The 17,116-nt window shown below is 67.6% G+C and carries 15 protein-coding genes and 1 tRNA gene; 12 read left to right on the plus strand and 4 right to left on the minus strand.

The window, feature by feature from the left end; translation table 11 throughout:
• Positions 1-103 precede the first annotated feature (103 nt).
• The 5 genes from K6L26_RS03500 to K6L26_RS03520 are packed head-to-tail and all read left to right on the plus strand — an operon-like array spanning position 104 to position 4,155.
• Complete coding sequence (locus tag K6L26_RS03500; protein ID WP_036392664.1) at positions 104-1,018, plus strand: ABC transporter substrate-binding protein; 915 nt, start codon at positions 104-106, stop codon at positions 1,016-1,018.
• The gene (locus K6L26_RS03505; RefSeq protein WP_064898357.1) at positions 1,015-2,127 is read left to right on the plus strand and encodes an ABC transporter ATP-binding protein; all 1,113 of its coding nucleotides are present in this window, start codon (positions 1,015-1,017) and stop codon (positions 2,125-2,127) included. The genes K6L26_RS03500 and K6L26_RS03505 overlap by 4 nt, the downstream gene beginning before the upstream one ends.
• Positions 2,127-2,792, plus strand: a complete 666-nt coding sequence (locus K6L26_RS03510) for an ABC transporter permease (RefSeq protein ID WP_036391116.1) — start codon at positions 2,127-2,129, stop codon at positions 2,790-2,792. Before K6L26_RS03505 ends, K6L26_RS03510 begins: the two co-directional genes overlap by 1 nt.
• Positions 2,789-3,571: an ABC transporter permease gene (locus tag K6L26_RS03515; RefSeq protein ID WP_064898567.1), complete on the plus strand. Its 783-nt coding sequence runs from the start codon at positions 2,789-2,791 to the stop codon at positions 3,569-3,571. Before K6L26_RS03510 ends, K6L26_RS03515 begins: the two co-directional genes overlap by 4 nt.
• On the plus strand, positions 3,568-4,155 hold the full coding sequence (locus K6L26_RS03520) for a putative glycolipid-binding domain-containing protein (RefSeq protein WP_019347167.1): 588 nt from the start codon (positions 3,568-3,570) through the stop codon (positions 4,153-4,155). Before K6L26_RS03515 ends, K6L26_RS03520 begins: the two co-directional genes overlap by 4 nt.
• Here the strand turns inward: K6L26_RS03520 and K6L26_RS03525 are convergent.
• Positions 4,118-5,062, minus strand: coding sequence for a prephenate dehydrogenase (locus K6L26_RS03525; RefSeq protein ID WP_064898569.1), 945 nt, complete (start codon positions 5,060-5,062; stop codon positions 4,118-4,120). The two genes, K6L26_RS03520 and K6L26_RS03525, sit on opposite strands and share 38 nt — an antisense overlap.
• 98 nt (positions 5,063-5,160) lie before the next feature.
• Here K6L26_RS03525 and K6L26_RS03530 point away from each other — a divergent pair, with 98 nt between their 5' ends.
• The 3 genes from K6L26_RS03530 to K6L26_RS03540 all read left to right on the plus strand — a co-directional run bounded on the left by K6L26_RS03530 (position 5,161) and on the right by K6L26_RS03540 (position 6,319).
• Positions 5,161-5,667 carry a tRNA adenosine deaminase-associated protein gene (locus K6L26_RS03530; RefSeq protein WP_019348792.1) on the plus strand — a complete coding sequence of 169 codons (507 nt, stop codon included), beginning with the start codon at positions 5,161-5,163 and terminating at the stop codon, positions 5,665-5,667.
• The gene (locus K6L26_RS03535) at positions 5,664-6,119 is read left to right on the plus strand and encodes a nucleoside deaminase (protein ID WP_019348793.1); all 456 of its coding nucleotides are present in this window, start codon (positions 5,664-5,666) and stop codon (positions 6,117-6,119) included. Before K6L26_RS03530 ends, K6L26_RS03535 begins: the two co-directional genes overlap by 4 nt.
• 109 nt (positions 6,120-6,228) lie before the next feature.
• A tRNA-Ser gene (locus tag K6L26_RS03540) sits at positions 6,229-6,319 on the plus strand.
• A gap of 52 nt (positions 6,320-6,371) precedes the next feature.
• Here the strand turns inward: K6L26_RS03540 and K6L26_RS03545 are convergent.
• On the minus strand, positions 6,372-8,162 hold the full coding sequence (locus K6L26_RS03545; RefSeq protein WP_064898359.1) for a peroxidase family protein: 1,791 nt from the start codon (positions 8,160-8,162) through the stop codon (positions 6,372-6,374).
• A 92-nt stretch (positions 8,163-8,254) separates the two neighbouring features.
• On the opposite strand from K6L26_RS03545, the gene K6L26_RS03550 reads away from it, so the two are divergent.
• From K6L26_RS03550 to K6L26_RS03565, 4 genes are all read left to right on the plus strand, one after another.
• Complete coding sequence (locus tag K6L26_RS03550) at positions 8,255-9,610, plus strand: WS/DGAT/MGAT family O-acyltransferase (RefSeq protein WP_064898361.1); 1,356 nt, start codon at positions 8,255-8,257, stop codon at positions 9,608-9,610.
• 86 nt (positions 9,611-9,696) lie between these two features.
• Entirely contained in the window at positions 9,697-11,916 is a 2,220-nt protein-coding gene (locus tag K6L26_RS03555) for a propanediol/glycerol family dehydratase large subunit (protein WP_064898571.1), read from the plus strand.
• Positions 11,913-12,245 carry a diol dehydratase small subunit gene (locus tag K6L26_RS03560; RefSeq protein WP_019346929.1) on the plus strand — a complete coding sequence of 111 codons (333 nt, stop codon included), beginning with the start codon at positions 11,913-11,915 and terminating at the stop codon, positions 12,243-12,245. The genes K6L26_RS03555 and K6L26_RS03560 overlap by 4 nt, the downstream gene beginning before the upstream one ends.
• Positions 12,242-13,948, plus strand: coding sequence for a diol dehydratase reactivase ATPase-like domain-containing protein (locus tag K6L26_RS03565; protein ID WP_064898363.1), 1,707 nt, complete (start codon positions 12,242-12,244; stop codon positions 13,946-13,948). Before K6L26_RS03560 ends, K6L26_RS03565 begins: the two co-directional genes overlap by 4 nt.
• Here K6L26_RS03565 and K6L26_RS03570 read toward each other — a convergent pair.
• Both K6L26_RS03570 and K6L26_RS03575 read right to left on the minus strand, forming a co-directional pair.
• The gene (locus K6L26_RS03570; protein WP_064898365.1) at positions 13,945-15,711 is read right to left on the minus strand and encodes a penicillin-binding transpeptidase domain-containing protein; all 1,767 of its coding nucleotides are present in this window, start codon (positions 15,709-15,711) and stop codon (positions 13,945-13,947) included. The genes K6L26_RS03565 and K6L26_RS03570 overlap by 4 nt on opposite strands.
• Before the next feature lie 23 nt (positions 15,712-15,734).
• Entirely contained in the window at positions 15,735-17,045 is a 1,311-nt protein-coding gene (locus K6L26_RS03575; protein ID WP_064898367.1) for a PE-PPE domain-containing protein, read from the minus strand.
• Between the last annotated feature and the right edge of the window lie 71 nt (positions 17,046-17,116).

Raw genomic sequence — 17,116 nt, forward strand, 5'->3', positions numbered from 1 at the left:
CGCGGCGGCATGTCGGGTGTGCCGTTAGGGTCGGGGAGGCTGATCGTCCGGCCGCCGTCGCCGAAAGGATGCGCCTGTGCAGCGCAGAACCCTGGCAATCGCGATGACCCTGCTCGCCCTGTTCGTGCCGCTGGTGGCGGCCTGCGGAAGTGCCAATCCACTGGGCGGTGGACCTATCTCGGGCGACCTGAAGACCATCACGGTCGGCTCCGCTGACTTCCCGGAGTCCAAGATCATCGCCGAGATCTATGCCCAGGCTCTGGAGGCCAACGATTTTCAGATCAGGCGTCAATTCGGCATCGGCAGCCGCGAGACGTATGTGCCTGCGGTGCAGGACCACTCGATCGATCTGATACCCGAGTACACCGGGAATCTCCTGCAGTACTTCGATGCCGAGGCCACTGCCACCACCTCGGACGAGGTACTGATCGCGCTGTTCAAGGCCTTGCCCGGAGATCTGTCGATCCTGTATCCCTCACCGGCCGAGGACAAGGACACCCTCGCGGTCACCGCCCAGACCGCCCAGCGTTGGAACCTGAAGACCATCGCGGATCTGGCCGCGCACTCGGCTGAGGTGAAAGTCGGTGCACCATCGGAATTTCAGACCCGCCAGACGGGGCTGGTAGGCCTGAAGTCCCGGTACGGTCTGGACATCGCGCCGGTCAATTTCGTGGCGATCAGTGACGGTGGCGGGCCGGCCACCGTACAAGCCCTCAACAGCGGCGCCGTCACCGCGGCGAACATCTTCAGCACCTCCCCGGCGATCGAGCAGCACCACCTGGTCGTGCTGGAGGATCCGAAGAACGCGTTCCTGGCCGCCAATGTCGTTCCGCTGGTGGCCTCGCAGAAGATGTCCGATGAGCTCAAGACCGTGCTCGACGCGGTGTCGGCCAAGCTCACCACGGAGGCGCTGATCGAGTTGAACACCGCAGTGGAGGGCAATGCCGGCGTCGATCCCGACGAGGCTGCCGAGAAGTGGGTCAGGGACAACGGATTCGACAGGCCGGTACAGAAGTGATCACGTTCGAGAACGTCACCAAGCAGTACCCGGACGGCACGGTCGCCGTCGACAACCTCAATCTGGAAGTGCCGCAGGGCACGCTGACGGTGTTCGTCGGTCCGTCGGGGTGCGGCAAGACCACCTCGATGCGGATGATCAACCGGATGATCGACCCCACCTCGGGCACCCTCACGGTCAACGGGGACGACGTCAGCACGGTGGACCCGGTCAAGCTGCGGCTCGGTATCGGCTACGTCATCCAGAGCGCGGGGTTGATGCCGCACCTGCGGGTGGTCGACAACGTCGCGACGGTGCCGGTGTTGCGGGGCGAGTCGCGGCGCAGTGCGCGCAAGGCCGCGATCGGCGTGATGGAGCGGGTGGGGCTCGACCCGAAGCTGGCCGACCGCTACCCGGCGCAGTTGTCCGGTGGGCAGCAGCAGCGGGTCGGGGTGGCCCGCGCGTTGGCCGCCGATCCGCCGATCCTGTTGATGGACGAGCCGTTCAGCGCGGTCGACCCGGTGGTTCGGGAGGATCTGCAGGCCGAAATCCTGCGGCTGCAAAGTGAATTGCGCAAAACCATCGTCTTCGTCACCCACGACGTCGACGAGGCGATCAAGCTCGCCGACTTGGTCGCGGTGTTCGGCCGTGGTGGCGTGCTGCAACAGTACGATTCGCCGGCGCGGCTGCTGTCCAACCCGGCCAACGACCTGGTGGCCGGAATCGTCGGCGCCGACCGCGGCTATCGCGGGCTGCAGTTCTTCCACAGCACCGGGCTGCCGTTGCACGACATTCGTCACGTTCCCGAGGCGCAGCTCGACGGGCTGCAACTCGGCGCCGGGGACTGGGTGTTGATCACCAAACCCGATGGCACGCCCTACGGTTGGGTCAATGCCGAAGGCGTCGGCGTGCACCGGTCGGGGAAGTCCCTGTACGACAGCACGATTGCCGGCGGTTCACTGTTCCGCCCGGACGGGACGCTGCGGCAGGCGCTGGACGCGGCGTTGTCTTCGCCGTCGGGACTGGGGGTAGCGGTCGACGCCGACGATCAGGTGATCGGGGGAGTGCGGGCCGAGGACGTGCTGGCCGCGCTGGAGACGCAGCGTCACATTCCCGCGTTGGGGACCTGATGCGGTATCTGCTGAACCATCTCGACGACCTGTGGGTGCTGACGGTCGTGCACCTGCGGTTGTCGTTGGTGCCGATCGTGCTCGGCCTGTTGATCGCCGTGCCGCTGGGTGCGGCCGTGCAGCGCACCACCGCACTGCGGCGGCTGACCACCCTGACCGCCAGCATCATCTTCACCATCCCCTCGCTGGCGTTGTTCGTGGTGCTGCCCCTGATCATCCCGACCCGCATCCTGGATGAAGCCAATGTGATTGTGGCGCTGACGCTTTACACCACGGCACTGTTGGTGCGGGCGGTGCCGGAGGCGCTCGACGCGGTACCCGAGCAGGTGCGCGACGCCGCGACGGCGGTCGGCTACCGGCCGTGGGTGCGCATGCTCAAGGTGGAGCTTCCGCTGGCCATACCGGTGTTGATCGCCGGGCTGCGGGTCGTCGCGGTCACCAATATCTCGATGGTTTCGGTGGGCTCGGTGATCGGCATCGGTGGCCTGGGCACCTGGTTCACCGAGGGTTACCAGTCGAACAAGAGCGACCAGATCGTCGCCGGGATCATCGCGATCTTCGTGCTGGCCATCGTCATCGATACCCTGATCATGCTGGTCGGCAAGGCCATCACGCCGTGGAACCGCACCGCCCGCACGCCCAACCGGGCCAAGGCGGCCGCATGAACTTTCTGCAGCAGGCCCTGGATTTCATCTTCACCGCCGCCAACTGGGCCGGCCCGGCGGGCCTGACCGCCCGCATCGTCGAACACCTCCAGTACACCGTGGTCGCGGTGCTGGCCTCGGCGGTGATCGCGATTCCCGTCGGCCTGCTCATCGGGCATACCGGGCGCGGCACGTTCCTGGTTGTCACCGGCGTCAACGCGCTGCGTGCCCTGCCCACGCTGGGGGTGCTGCTGCTCGGGGTGCTGTTGTGGGGGCTGGGGCTGGTGCCGCCGACGGTCGCGCTGATGCTGCTGGGCATTCCACCGCTGTTGGCCGGCACTTATGCCGGGATCGCGAACGTGGATCCCGCCGTCGTGGATGCGGCCCGGTCGATGGGCATGACCGAGCGCCGGGTGTTGTTCGGGGTCGAGGTGCCCAATGCGCTGCCGCTGATCGTCGGCGGGCTGCGCACCGCGACGCTGCAGATCGTGGCGACCGCGACGGTCGCGGCCTACGCGAGCCTCGGTGGGCTGGGCCGGTATCTGATCGACGGCATCAAGGTGCGGCAGTTCCACATCGCTCTGGTGGGTGCGCTCATGGTCACGGCGCTGGCCTTGATCCTCGACGCGGCGCTGGCCTTGGCGGTGTGGTTGTCGGTGCCCGGTAGTGGCCGGTTGAGGGGGCGACGGCGAATTCCGCAGCCGTTGCTCGGTGACGAGATGGCGCTCGAGTCACGCTCGGCGGGGAGTTCCGGACTCGGCTACGAAGGCCGCGCGCCGTCGCATACGGTAGAAGGGTGAGCGACCAGAAGGATCGTGCCTGGCCAGCAGTGTTGACCTGGCGGGCGCACGACGAACCCCGGATGGAATCCGTTCGGGTTCAGCTGTCGGGCAACAGGATCAAGGCCTACGGCCGGATAGTGGCCGCTGCCACGGACTCCCACCCGGCGTTCTCGGCCTCCTATGACCTGGTCACCGATGAGACCGGCGCCACCAAGCGGCTGTCTCTGACCGTCACGCTGGCCGAGCGGGAACGCCAGCTCTCCATCGCGCGCGACGAGGAGAACATGTGGCTGGTGCAGGACCACACGCAGACCAAGCGCTCCGACTTCGGCGGTGCGCTCGATGTGGATCTCGTGTTCAGCCCGTTCTTCAATGCGCTGCCGATCCGGCGGACCGGTCTGCATCAGCGTGCGGAGTCGGTGACCCTGCCGGTGGTCTACGTGCGGTTGCCGGACCTGTCGGTCGAGACCGCCAACATCGGCTACAGCAGTCCCGGTCCCGGTGCCGCGGTCAAGCTGCGCTCGCCGGTGGCTGACACCACCATCACGGTGGATCCCGACGGGTTCATCCTTGATTACCCAGGATTGGCAGAGCGGATCTGATCACCCCGCCGGCCCGTCCGGCCGCGGCCAGTTCGTCGCGCCAGTTGCCGGTGCCCACCACCGTGGTCATGATCTCGGGGCGGCTGAAGCTGTCGTAGCGCATCCGGGCGGCGTGGCCGTGCTCTACCAGCTCGGCCACCGAACCCGTGGCCGCCAGGGCGTCCTTGGCGCGGGTCAGCAGTTCGATGCCGTGTTCGAGCGCGGGCAGCAGCTGGTCGGCGTTGGCCTCACACATGGCCCGCACCAGGTCCGGGGCGGTGGCCGCCACCCTGGTGCCGTCGCGGAACGACCCGGCGGCCAGGGCGAAGGCCAACGGCACTTCACTGGCGGTCACCGCCAGTGTTTCGGCGAACAGGTGCGGCAGGTGTGAGATGGCGGCTGCTGCGGCGTCGTGCTCGTCGGAGCGGGCCGGCACCACGACGGCATGGCAGTCCAGGGCCAGTTGGGCCACCTGTGACCAGACCCGCGCGTCGACGTGATCGTCCACGCTGACCACCCAGGCGGCGCCGGTGAACAGCGCAGCGTCCCCGGCCGACCAGCCCGAGTGGGCGGTACCCGCCATCGGATGGCCGCCGACGAAGTTCGTCAGCAGGCCGGCCCGCCGCACTTCGTCGAGCACCGCGCCTTTGACGCTGGTGACGTCGGTCAGCGGGCAGCTCGGCGCGGTGTCACGGATACGGTCGAGCATCTGCGGCAGGGCCGGCATCGGCACGGCGAGCACGATCAGCGCGTCGCATTCGGCAGCCCGGCGCAGTGCCTCGTCCAGGTTCTCGGTGGCGTCGAACCCGTCGAACTTCGCGGCGGAGACGGCCTCGATCGACCGGTTGTAGCCGAAGACCGCGCGGCCGGCCGCGGCGGCGGCCCGCATCAGCGAGCCACCGATCAAGCCGAGGCCCAGCACGCACACCGGTGTGTTCGTCACGCATCAAGACTGGCACACCGGCTGGGCCGGGGCCGAGGGTGATCCCTGTCAAAATTGCTGGTCGGCGACTACCGTATGCGGGCATGGAGGCACAGCGTGCGCCGGCAGACCTGCCCGATGGCTTCGGGGTGGCCGTTGTCCGGGAGGACGGCAAGTGGCGATGTGCGCCCATGCGTTCGTCATCCTTGAAGAGCCTGACCGCGGCCGAGACCGAACTTCGTGAGCTGCGCAGCGCCGGAGCGGTCTTCGGGTTGCTCGACGTGGACGACGAATTTTTCGTGATCGTGCGGCCGGCACCGGCGGGTACCCGGCTGCTGCTCTCGGACGCCACCGCCGCGCTGGACTATGACATCGCCGCCGAGGCGCTGGAGAACTTGGACGCTGACCTCGAAGAAGAGGATCTCGAAGACGCGGACCCGTTCGAGGAGGGCGATCTGTCGGTGCTGTCGGACATCGGCCTGCACGAGGACGTGCTCGGCGTGATTTTGTCCGAGACCGACCTGTACGCCGACGAGCAGATCGGGCGCATCGCCCGCGAGATGGGCTTCGCCGACGAACTGTCGGCGGTGCTCGACCGGCTCGGTCGGTGAGTTCTTCCGACGAAGCGCTGATCCGCGCGGCACTGGAGGCTGCCCGCACCGCCGGGCCGCGCGACGTGCCGATCGGTGCGGTGGTGTTCGCCGCCGACGGCACCGAGCTGGCCCGCGCGGCCAACGTCCGTGAGGCCACCGGCGACCCGGCCGGGCATGCCGAGATCGTCGCGATGCGCGAAGCCGCCCGGGTGCTCGGCGACGGTTGGCGGCTCGAAGGTGCGACGCTGGCCGTGACCGTCGAGCCGTGCACCATGTGTGCCGGTGCGCTGGTGCTGGCCCGGGTGGCGCGGGTGGTGTTCGGTGCGTGGGAGCCCAAGACCGGGGCGGTCGGCTCGCTGTGGGATGTGGTGCGCGATCGCCGGCTCAATCACCGGCCCGAGGTGGTCGGCGGCGTGCTGGCCGACGAGTGCGCGGCCCTGCTCGAGGAGTTCTTCGCGGCCCAGCGCTAGTTCGGGCGCCAGTCTGAACTTCTGTGCGAGTTTGCGCTGGATTCTCGACATCAACCTCAGACTCGCGACCGATTAGGGCCTGGCGCGCTCGCCCGGTAAGCTGCCACACGGTGGCGTGTCCGAGCGGCCTAAGGAGCACGCCTCGAAAGCGTGTGACGGGTAACCCCCGTCCGAGGGTTCAAATCCCTCCGCCACCGCCATAGACCCGCTACCTGTCGATGCAGGTAGCGGGTTTTTTGATGACCGACGGACCTAGATCCGCGCCCACGGCGCGAACGCGTTGCGCTGCCCGCGCAGTGACGGCCCGAGCTCGGGGTAGTGCCGCAGCAGGACCGAGGTCATGTCGTTGTGGTCGATCCAGTCCATGCCTTCAGGGGTGTATACCCGCGGAGTGAAGTCGACGGTGTAGAACCGGTCGCTCTTGAGCCGCCGGGTGGCCATCAGCACGAAGATCCGGAATGCGGTGTCACTGAATCCGAACCCTTCCGGCAGTTTTTCCCCGAACATGCCGACCATGGTGTCGACCTTCTCGATGTCTCCGCCGTAGATCTCGGCCATCACCGCGGCAGTCGAGGCGTCGCCGCCGCTGATCTGGTCGAAACTCGTCGCCGGGGCGAGGCGGAGGGCGCGGCGGAAGTCGTTGTAGCGCGGCACTCCTCGCTCGCGGGAGCGCAGGATGTCGGTGGCGATCATGTCGAGGGTGTGCTCGTCGGTGCGCTGGAAGCTCCGCATGAAGGTCGGGCTGTTGTGCAGGGTGACCGCGCCGGGATGAGCGACGCCCAGGGAGTACAGGCATTCGGCGGCGCCGATGCTCTTGAGGACGCCGCGGGAGTTGGCGCCGCCGTGGATCTCGCTGAAGGTGAGTGTGCGCGGCTCGACTCCGGGTGTGAGGCTGAGGAATTCGTAGTCGTCGGGCACCAGCGGGTGCATCCGGTAGACGGTGACGAAGTCCTCGGTGATCGAGTAGGGCGCGGTGTGGTGGTCGGTTGTCGATCCGGTGATTCCGCTGAGGATGTCGCTGGAGCCCAGCCGGCCGAACAACTCCTTGACGCGCTCACCGGCCAGGCCGAACCAGTTGGCCCGCATCCCGATCTGCAGGGTCGGATGTCCCAGGATCGCCGGGGTCCATTCGATGGTGTGGATCTTGGCGATCAGCGCGGCGTTGATCAGCCGCGCTTTGTTGAACAGCTGGTCGTCGGACCACTGCGGGTAGGCGGCCTTGAGCCGGTCGCAGATCGCGTTGTGCTCCCGCATGAAGATGGTGCCCATCAGCTCCATACCCAGCCACCAGCCGTCGGCTCCGCCGGATGCCCCGATGAGGGCCGGGTCGATGTCGATGAACCCGTCGGCGTCGATGCGGACCTTGCCGTCGTGGTGGCTGCGGATCGCGTTCTGGAATTCCTGGTTGCTGCCGTAGATCTGGGAGGCGTCCCACCAATGGGTTTCGGTGTTTAAAAAGGTGGAGCAGGTCGTGTCGTTCTGGTCCGCTGTGGGATCGGCCGGGGTGGCGGGGACCTTGATGGTGTCCTCGGGCCATTCGTCGTCGCCGTCGGGGCGGGGAATCTCGAGCATCCGGTTGGCGTCGGTGCCGTGGCTGAACCAGTCTCGGGTCTCGAACTGCAACCACGCCCCGGCCAGCACGTTGAGGGTGGTGGACGGCTGGAATTCGCGCCGCTGCAACAGTTTGGTGCTGATCAGCCGGGGATTGGGATCCATCAGCTCCGGCAGCGTCTCGGCACGGCCCTCGGCCAGTGGCACGTTGCGTCCGAATCGGGTGTTGGCCATGCCCATGGACGGCACCGAGAGGTCGTTGTACGTGCCGTCGGCCGTCCGGTTGGTCAGATACTCGGTCGGGTCCAGCGGGGGTGCCTGCGGTGGGTTGCCTTCGTAGGCGTCGTACAAGTTGTGTTCCCGCAACGCGTCCCGGATTCCGACCAGCACCGAGATGCCCAGGAACGGCGGCAGTTTGTCCCAGCCGACCCGGCGGTCAACCAGCTCGGTGGTCTTGAGGAACAGTCTTGTGAGAAGCGATGGCCCCGGCATGTGTCGATCTTGGGTGCTTGCCCGGGCCCGTGCATGAGTAGTCGGCTACTTGTTTTGCATCCCCGGGTCCCGGACCGGCGTTGAATGGGTCCATGGAGCTGATGTCGCCGACCGATTCGATGTTCCTGATCGCCGAGACGCGGGAGCACCCGTTCCATGTCGGCGGCCTGGCGCTCTATGAGCCCCCGGACGGTGCGGGCCGCGAGTTCGTCCGCGAGTTGTACGACGAGATGGTGGCCCACACCGAGTTCGAGCCCGTGTTCCGCAAGCATCCGGCGACCATCCTGGGCGGCATTGCGAACGTCGGCTGGACGTATGACCAGGATGTCGACCTGGACTATCACTTGCGTCGCTCGGGTCTGCCGTCACCGGGGCGGGTCCGCGATCTGTTGGAGCTGACCTCGCGCCTGCACGGCAGCCTGCTCGACCGTCACCGCCCGCTGTGGGAGGCGCATCTGATCGAGGGCTTGGCCGACGGCAGGTTCGCGGTCTACACCAAGATGCACCATTCGCTCATCGATGGGGTGTCGGCACTCAAGCTGCTGATGCGCACGTTGTCGGAGGACCCCGATGACGCGGAGGTTCGGGTGCCATGGACCGTGCCGCGCCGTAAACGGCCACACCAGAGTTCGTCGGTGATGAAGACGGTCACCGACACCGTCGGGTCGGTGGCCGGGCTGGCGCCGTCCACCGTCAAGCTGGCTCGCTCGGCGCTGCTGGAACAGCAGCTGACGTTGCCGTTCGCGGCGCCCAAGACCATGTTCAACGTCAAGATCGGCGGGGCCCGCCGAGTCGCGGCGCAGTCCTGGCCGCTCGAGCGGTTCAAACGGATATCGCGGGCCGCCGGGTCCACGGTCAACGATGTGGTGCTGGCGGTGTGCGCCGGAGCGTTGCGTGCGTATCTGCTGGAGCAGGACGCGCTGCCGGATCGGTCGTTGATCGCGATGGTGCCGGTGAGCTTGCGCGCCGAGCACGAGGCCGATTCCGGCGGCAATCTGGTCGGTTCGGTGTTGTGCAGTTTGGGCACCGATCTGGATGACGCGGCCGAGCGGCTGAAGGTCGTCGGTGAGTCGATGCGGGGCAACAAGAAGGTGTTCTCCGAGCTGCCCCGGGTTCAGGCTCTGGCGCTGTCGGCGATGATGATCGCCCCGCTCGGCCTGGCCGCCGTGCCGGGTTTCGTCAAGGCCACCTCGCCACCGTTCAACCTGGTCATCTCCAATGTGCCGGGACCGCGAAACCCGCTGTACTGGAAGGGTGCTCGGCTGGACGGCAACTATCCGTTGTCGATCGCGCTGGACGGGCAGGCGATGAACATCACCTTGGCCAGCAATGCCGGCAACTTGGATTTCGGCTTGGTGGGTTGCCGGCGGAGTGTGCCGCATCTGCAGCGCATGCTCAGTCATCTGGAGGACTCCCTCAAGGAGCTTGAGGTGGCGGCCGGGGTCTGACCCAAAAGGCGTAATGGGTAGACCAAATAGGGTCGGTCACGCAAAATGGTCGCGTGGCGGATGACGGCGGTGCCTACCTCGGCAGGATGCGGATCCTCGATGCGAAGCCGGTGAACCTCGACGGCTTCAGCGTGACCAACCCGGAGCTGGGCCTGGTCGCAATGCGCAGCCCGCACGATCCGGAACCGTCGCTGGTGGTGCGCGACGGCCAGGTCGTGGAGATGGACGGCAAGGCCGCCACCGATTTCGACGTGATCGACGAGTTCATCGCCCGGTACGGCCTGGACCTCGACGTCGCAGAGGAAGCCATGGCCATGCCCGAGGTCGAACTGGCCCGCAAGACCGTCGACCTCAACGTTCCCCGGGCCGAGGTGGTCCGGCTGATCGGCGGTACCACGCCGGCCAAGCTCGCTCGCGTCATCGCCCTGCTGACGCCGGTCGAGATGCAGATGGCGATGGCCAAGATGCGCGCCAGGCGCACCCCGAGCAATCAAGCCCATGTCACCAACCAGCTCGACGATCCCATGCTGATCGCCGCCGATGCCGCCAGCGCGGTGGCCTACGGGTTCCGGGAGGTCGAGACGACGGTGCCGGTGCTCGGCGATGCGCCGTCGAATGCCGTTGCGCTGCTGATCGGTTCGCAGGTGGGCGTGCCAGGCGCGATGGCGCAATGCTCGATCGAGGAGGCGATGGAGCTGCGGCTGGGCCTGCGCGGGCTGACCAGCTACGCCGAGACCATTTCCATCTACGGCACCGAGCAGGTGTTCGTCGACGGTGACGACACCCCGTTCTCCAAGGCGATCTTGACGAGCGCCTACGCCTCGCGCGGTTTGAAGATGCGGGTCACCAGCGGCGGTGGCGCCGAGGTGCTGATGGGTGCGGCCGAGAAGTGCTCGATCCTCTACCTCGAATCGCGCTGTGTGTCTTTGGCGCGCGCACTCGGCTCCCAGGGCGTGCAGAACGGCGGCATCGACGGGGTCGGCGTGGTGGCCTCGGTGCCCGAGGGGATGAAGGAGCTGCTCGCCGAAAACCTGATGGTGATGATGCGCGATCTGGAGTCGTGCGCGGGCAACGACAATCTGATCTCCGAATCCGACATTCGCCGAAGCGCCCACACGCTGCCGGTGCTGCTGGCCGGCGCCGATTTCATCTTCTCCGGGTTCGGCTCGATCCCGCGCTACGACAACGCCTTCGCGCTCTCCAACTTCAACGCCGACGACATGGATGATTTTCTGGTCCTGCAACGTGATTGGGGTGCAGACGGTGGTTTGCGGACGGTGCCGGCCGAGCACCTGGCCGCGGTACGACGACGCGCTGCGACCGCCGTGCAGGCGGTGTACCGCGACCTGGGCCTGGCCGATTTCGACGACAGCCACATCGAGGAGGTGGTGATCGCCAACGGGTCACGCGATCTGCCGCCCGGAGACCCGAAGGCCGTTGCGGAAGCGGCCAATGCCATCGAGGCCAGGCAGCTCACCGTGTTCGACGTGATCGCCTCCCTCAAACGCACCGGTTACGACGACGAGGCCGAAGCCATCATGCGGCTCACGGTCGAACGGCTACGCGGCGACCAGTTGCAGACCTCGGCGATCTTCGATGAGCAGTTCCGGGTGCTGTCCAAGGTCACCGACCCGAATGACTACACCGGCCCGGCAACGGGTTACACGCTCACCGAAGCGCGCCGGGCTGAGATCGACGCCATCCGCCAACAACGCAGCGCGGCCGAGCTCACCGCCGACCAGGACGAGCATGCCGGCCACATCGGTGTCACCGACCTCGAAACCGCCCGTCAGGGTGGCGATCCGCGGGAGGTGTGTATCGGCCTGTCACCGGCGCTGGGGCGCAGCGTGTGGCTGAGCTTGTGCGGGCTGCCCATCGGCGAGGTGATCCGTCAACTGTCCGCCGGGCTGGAGGAGGAGGGCTGTGTGCCGCGGTTCGTGCGGGTGCGCTCGACCATCGACGTCGGCCTGATCGGCCTCACCGCGGCCAAACTGTCCGGATCGGGCATCGGAATCGGCTTGCAGGGCAAGGGCACTGCCCTCATTCACCGCCGGGATCTGGCACCCCTGGCCAACCTGGAGCTGTTCAGTGTGGCGCCCCTGCTGACCGCAAAGAATTACCGGGAACTGGGTCGCAACGCCGCCCGCCACGCCAAGGGCATGGCGCCGGTGCCGATCTTGACCGGCGGCACCGACGAGTCGATCTCGGCGCGCTATCACGCCCGCGCGGTCGCGTTGGTGGCACTGGAACGTGAAGCCTGTGAACCGGGCCAAGCGCCCGTCACAGTGGAGGTGACCCGGAAATGAGCGAGAAGTACACGGTCGAAGCCGCAGTCGACGGCAAGTTGGATCTGTCGGACCTACGCATGGATCCGGCTACCCTGGCACATCAGGCCGTGGTCGCCGAGGAGAACGGCAACCCGCAGCTCGCGGAGAACTTCCTACGCGCAGCCGAATTGGCGACCATCGACGACGAAGAGGTGATGGGGCTGTACGAGGCGTTGCGCCCGCACCGCTCCACTGCCGCCGAACTCGACGCGCTGCAGGCGTCACTGGAAACCCGCGGTGCCGTGCGCTGCGCCGAGCTGGTCCGGCAAGCCGCCGCGGTGTACGCGCGCCGGGGCTTGTTGCGGTGAGGGTCGTCGCCGGCATCGACGTGGGCAACCACACCACCGAGATCGTCCTGGCGCGCATCACCGATGGCGCCGCCGAGCCGATCACCCACGGTCAGGCACCTACCCGGGGCCGCAAGGGATCCCTGGACTCGCTGGAGGGCGCCGCCGCGCTGCTACATCGGATCGAGGTCGACGCCCAGGTGCGGGCGGATGAACTGGTGCTCTCCAGGATCCGGCCGGTCGACACCGAAACGGCTCCGCTGGCCCCGGCGCCGTCGCCGCGCTCCCCGGTGCGCAGCCTGCGCAGGCCCGATGCCAGTACCCCGGCCGGGACGGGGTACGCGGTGGGCCGGCATGTGCCGTTGAGCGCACTGACATCGGAGCCACAATCCGGGCCGGTGATCGTCTCGGTTGACGGCCACACCGACTTCGAGGTTGCCGCCGAGGCGATCACCACCGCGGTATCGGAAGGCTGGACCGTGGCCGGTGTGCTGGCTGCCCAGGACGATGCGGTGTTGATCGGCAACCGGATTCCGGTCGACGTCCCGGTGGTCGACGAGGTGGTCCTCGACGGGCTGGCACCGGGGGTGCTGGTTGCAGTGGAGGTGGTGGCCGAGGGGCGTGCCTATCGGGCGCTGGCAGATCCGATCGCGCTGTGTGCGGCGCTGGAACTCGGCCATGAGCAGATCCACGACGTCGCCGAGTTCACCAGGGAGCTCGCCGATTCCCCGGCCATCGCGGTGACGGCGCGCACCGAGCCGCCGGCGCCGCCCGCGGTCGATGACGACTACGTCGAGTTCCGGATCGACGGAGCCCGTGTTCGGTACTCGCCGGCTCAGGCCCACGCCATCCTGCGCCGCGAACCGCCGGGCAGTGTGGTGCGGATCCGATTGCGCTCCATCCCGACCGCCGATCATGAGATCACCGTCGACGATGCCTTTTTCACCGACCTCGCGGCGCTGGACAGCGGGACGTGGCTGCGCCGCGGCGTGGCCGAGGCCCGCGGCACCGTGGTGGCCCTGCTGGCCGCCGATCACGTCGAGGACGCCGCGACGACGCTCGCGGAGCTGACCGGACGCCCGGCCCGCACCATCGCCACCGAACCGGAGGCCGCCGCCCGCGGTGCCCGCACCACCCCGGGGCTGCCGCCGGACTCGGTGGTGTGCGATATCGGTGGCGGCACCATCGATTTGATCGGCCCCGAGCGCACGGTCACGGCGGCCGGTGCCGGGGAGTCCATCACCGTGGCGGTGGCACGCATGCTGAACATCCCGCGGGCGCTGGCCGAGCGGGTCAAGCGCACCCCGGCCATCCGGGTCGAGGGCCCGCACGTCGCGCACGAGGAAGACGGCCGGCGGTTGTTCCTGGACGCACCGGCCGCGGCCGACGCGATCGGCCGGCTATGCACCCGCGGCACGGCCGGGTTGGTGCCGTTCTCCACCAAACTGGCTGCCGAGGAATGGCGCAGCCTTCGGCTGGCGATCAAGCAGGAAACGGTCGCCGCCAACATCGCCCGCTGCCTGACCGCATTCGAGAAACCTCCGACGGCGCTGGTTCTGGCCGGTGGCGGCGCGCTTGACGACGAACTGTTGCGCACGGTCGGTGAGTCCGTACGCGGCGTCGGCGTTGTGGTGGGGCGGGCCAACATCGACGGTGTGCACGGCCCGCGGTTCGCGGTCGCCTCGGGCCTGGTCCACCTGGCCGCCGAATCCGGAACCGGTTAGCCGGCCGATCGCAGGAAGTCGCCGGAGATTTTCACCGCGGGTGCCGACGAATCGCCGCCCACCACCAGGGTCGCGAACGCGATGTCCCCGGCGATCCCGGCGAACCACCCGTGCGAGTGGGTGTTGTCGCCGAACTCGGCCGTCCCGGTCTTGCCGCCCAGATCGGGGATGTCACTCAATTGGCTTGCCGTGCCTTCGGTCACGGTCTTGCGCATCATGTCCCGCAAGGCGGAGGTGACGGCGGCCGGCAGCGGCTGCGACGGGGTATCGGCGGTGACTTTGTCACCGTCGACGAGGCTGGGCAGTACGGTCGAGCCATGGGCCAGGCTGGCCTCGGCCACCGCGAGCCCGAACGGGCTGACGGTCACGGTGCCCTGGCCGATACCGTTCTCGACGCGTTGAGCGGCGGTGTCGGCGTTGGGGACCTTTCCCGTCACCGTGGTGAGGCCCGGGATGGTGAAGTCCACCCCGATGCCGAAGGCGCGGGCCGTTTTGGTCAGCGCGTCAGCGGGCAGCTTGTCGGACAGCGCCGCCATACTGGTGTTGCACGAATGGGAGAACGCCGAGGCCAAAGGCACTGTGCCGAGGTCGAAGTCGTCGTCGTTGGGAATGGTGCGGTTCTCGATCGTCAGCTGACCCGGGCAGGCGACCGGGGACTCCGGGGTGGCCAGGCCGGCTTCGAGGGCGGCAGCGGTGGTGATGGTCTTGAACGTCGACCCGGGCGGATAGAGCCCCGAAAAGGCAATGGCGCCTTGTGGGTCGGCGGCGGCATTCTGCGCGGCGGCCAGGATGCCGCCCGTCGATCCGGAGATCGCGACCACCACGGCGGGCCGGGCCTCCTGGTTCACCGCCTGTTGGGCGAGAAGTTGCAGTCGCAGGTCCAGCGTGGTGCGCATCGGGTCGGTCTGGGCGGGCGGCGTCGAGGCCAGCCGCTGCGCCGCCGCGCCGTCGCCGTCGACCAGGTACACCGACCATCCGGCGGCTTCGGTGATCCGGTCGTGCCACAGTTGGGCCAGACCGCCGATGGCCGGTGAGGAAAGTTGGCGGTCGGTGGTCAGCAACTCACCCTGTTCGGTCACGGTGACGCCGGGAACCTGGCCCAGTTGGTCGCGCACCGTGGCGAGGTCGTCCTCGCGCAGTTTCATCACCGTCACCCGGTCATCGGTGTTCGACGCGAACTGTGCGTTGATGGATTCCGCGGTGGTGCTGGCATCGAACGGCGCGAGCAGCGCGGCGAGCGGGGCGGCCGAATCCAGGCGGGCGCGGTCCAGGGTGATCACCCCCACGGTCTGCCACGTCATCAACGGCTGACCGGTCCGGTCCAGCACCGGGGTCTGCAGGTCGCTGTCGGTGCTGTACTGAAACTTCAAGCCGTCCCGCAGATCTCGGTGCAGCAGCGTCGGCGCCCACGAGATGCGCCAGTCGTCACCGGTTTTGGTGGCGGTGCCGGTGGTGTCGTAGCCGAAATCCCGGCCCTCTCCCCAGGACCACTGATACTTCAGCGTTGCGCCGGCCTCGTCGCCGTCTTCGGTTTCGGCGCTGACCTTGACCGTGGCGGCGTCGCCCATGCCGTCGAACATCGACTTGATTGCCGTCTCGGCCGTCCCCGGGTCGCTGGTCTCGGCCGCGGCGGCGTGCGCGTCTTTGCGTTGCAGCGCATCGGCAAAGGCCGCGAAGCGGTCAGCCGGGTCGGGAGACGACGAACATCCCACGATCGGGAGAAACAGGCCGAGCAGAACCAGCCAGACGATCCGTCGAGTCATGCTCCCAGCATGACATCAGCGAGTCAGGCGGCCTTGCCTGCGTCTGACTCGGTGGATGACTCGGCCTTGGGCTTGGCCTGGTGTTTCGGCTTATGTGGTTTGAACGTGTCCCTGACGTTCTTGGCGATGTCCGACATGGCATTGCGGGCGTCGTCCCGTCGGTGCATGGGGGTGCGCTTGACGGGTTTCTTGGGGGTGTCGACCTTGGGCGAGTCGACCTTGGGGACATCCTTCTTGGTCGCGTTGCGATCGGTCGGCTGCGACGTCGTCGAAGGTGATGTGGTGGAAGGGAATCCGTTCTTGACGTTGTCCGCGCCCTCCTGGAAGGCGTCGGGCAGCTGGTTGATGGTCTCGGCGATCCGCTTCGGCGGCGTGATCAACGAGAAGCGGGTCGGCTTGTCGGCGTTCTGATAGTCCCGATCGGTGTAGCCCATGTCGACGGCGAGCTTGAGCGTCGGCTCGATCGCCCCGAGCACCGGTTCGGTGAACGCCACGGTGTTCAGGGCCAGCGACACGTCCCTGATGGGCTGCAGCAGGGGCAGGTGTTCGGTCTTGACCAGGATGTAGGTGTCGGTGGCCCCGTTGTCCTTCTTCACGGTCTTGATCAACAGCCCGTCCGGATCGTTCAGGTCGGCGGCATCGGGTGTCGGGTCGCCGTGCAGATAGAAGAAGCCGGCCGCGGCGTTGGCCAGTGACAGGGGGTTGGCGTAGGCCGGGAAGTCGCCGATGGGGTCGTACTCGATGGTGATGAAGGTCTCGTCATACGTGGTGGGCGCGGCGGCCCCGGTGCTGGTGAAGCCGAGCAGCCCGAGCGGGCCCAGATCCGGGAAGCGGGCGTAGATGCCGCCGTTGGGAACGGTCGGTGCCGCGATGTAGACGAACGCGACCTTCCCGCCGGGATTGACCGTTCCGGCATTGATTTCGCGCTTGTAGTTCTCGGCGACCAGGCTTCCCTCGGAGTAGCCGACGATGTAGACGGTTCCGTTCGGGCCGACCTGACTGCGGGCGATGCCAACCTGGTTGATCAATGGCTGGCGCCCGTCGGCCACGCTCGAATCGATCGGCAATGTGGCCGAGTAGTGGACGCCCTCGTATTGGGTGCCACTGGCAGTGACGAACTCGCCGTCATACGGCACGTAGCTGCCCCGAAACTTGTTCTGGATCCGCTCGCCCGCGGTGTCGCCTCTGCCGCCCACGCCGACAACGGCATTGCCATCCGGCAGGACGGTGGCGGCGAGCGCGTCGGCGACGTACCCGAAGGTGAGTACCGCGGTCATGCCGGCGGTGGCACTGGCGACCGCGACGGCGGATGAACGCGCCCGGTGATTGGCCACGGTGCACCTCCGAGTCGTGCGGGTGAGGCGACTGAGAACGGAGTGTGGGCCCGGGGTCAGTCCGGGCCCAC

It is taken from the genome of Mycobacterium farcinogenes (assembly GCF_019739075.1).
GTDB lineage: Bacteria > Actinomycetota > Actinomycetes > Mycobacteriales > Mycobacteriaceae > Mycobacterium > Mycobacterium senegalense.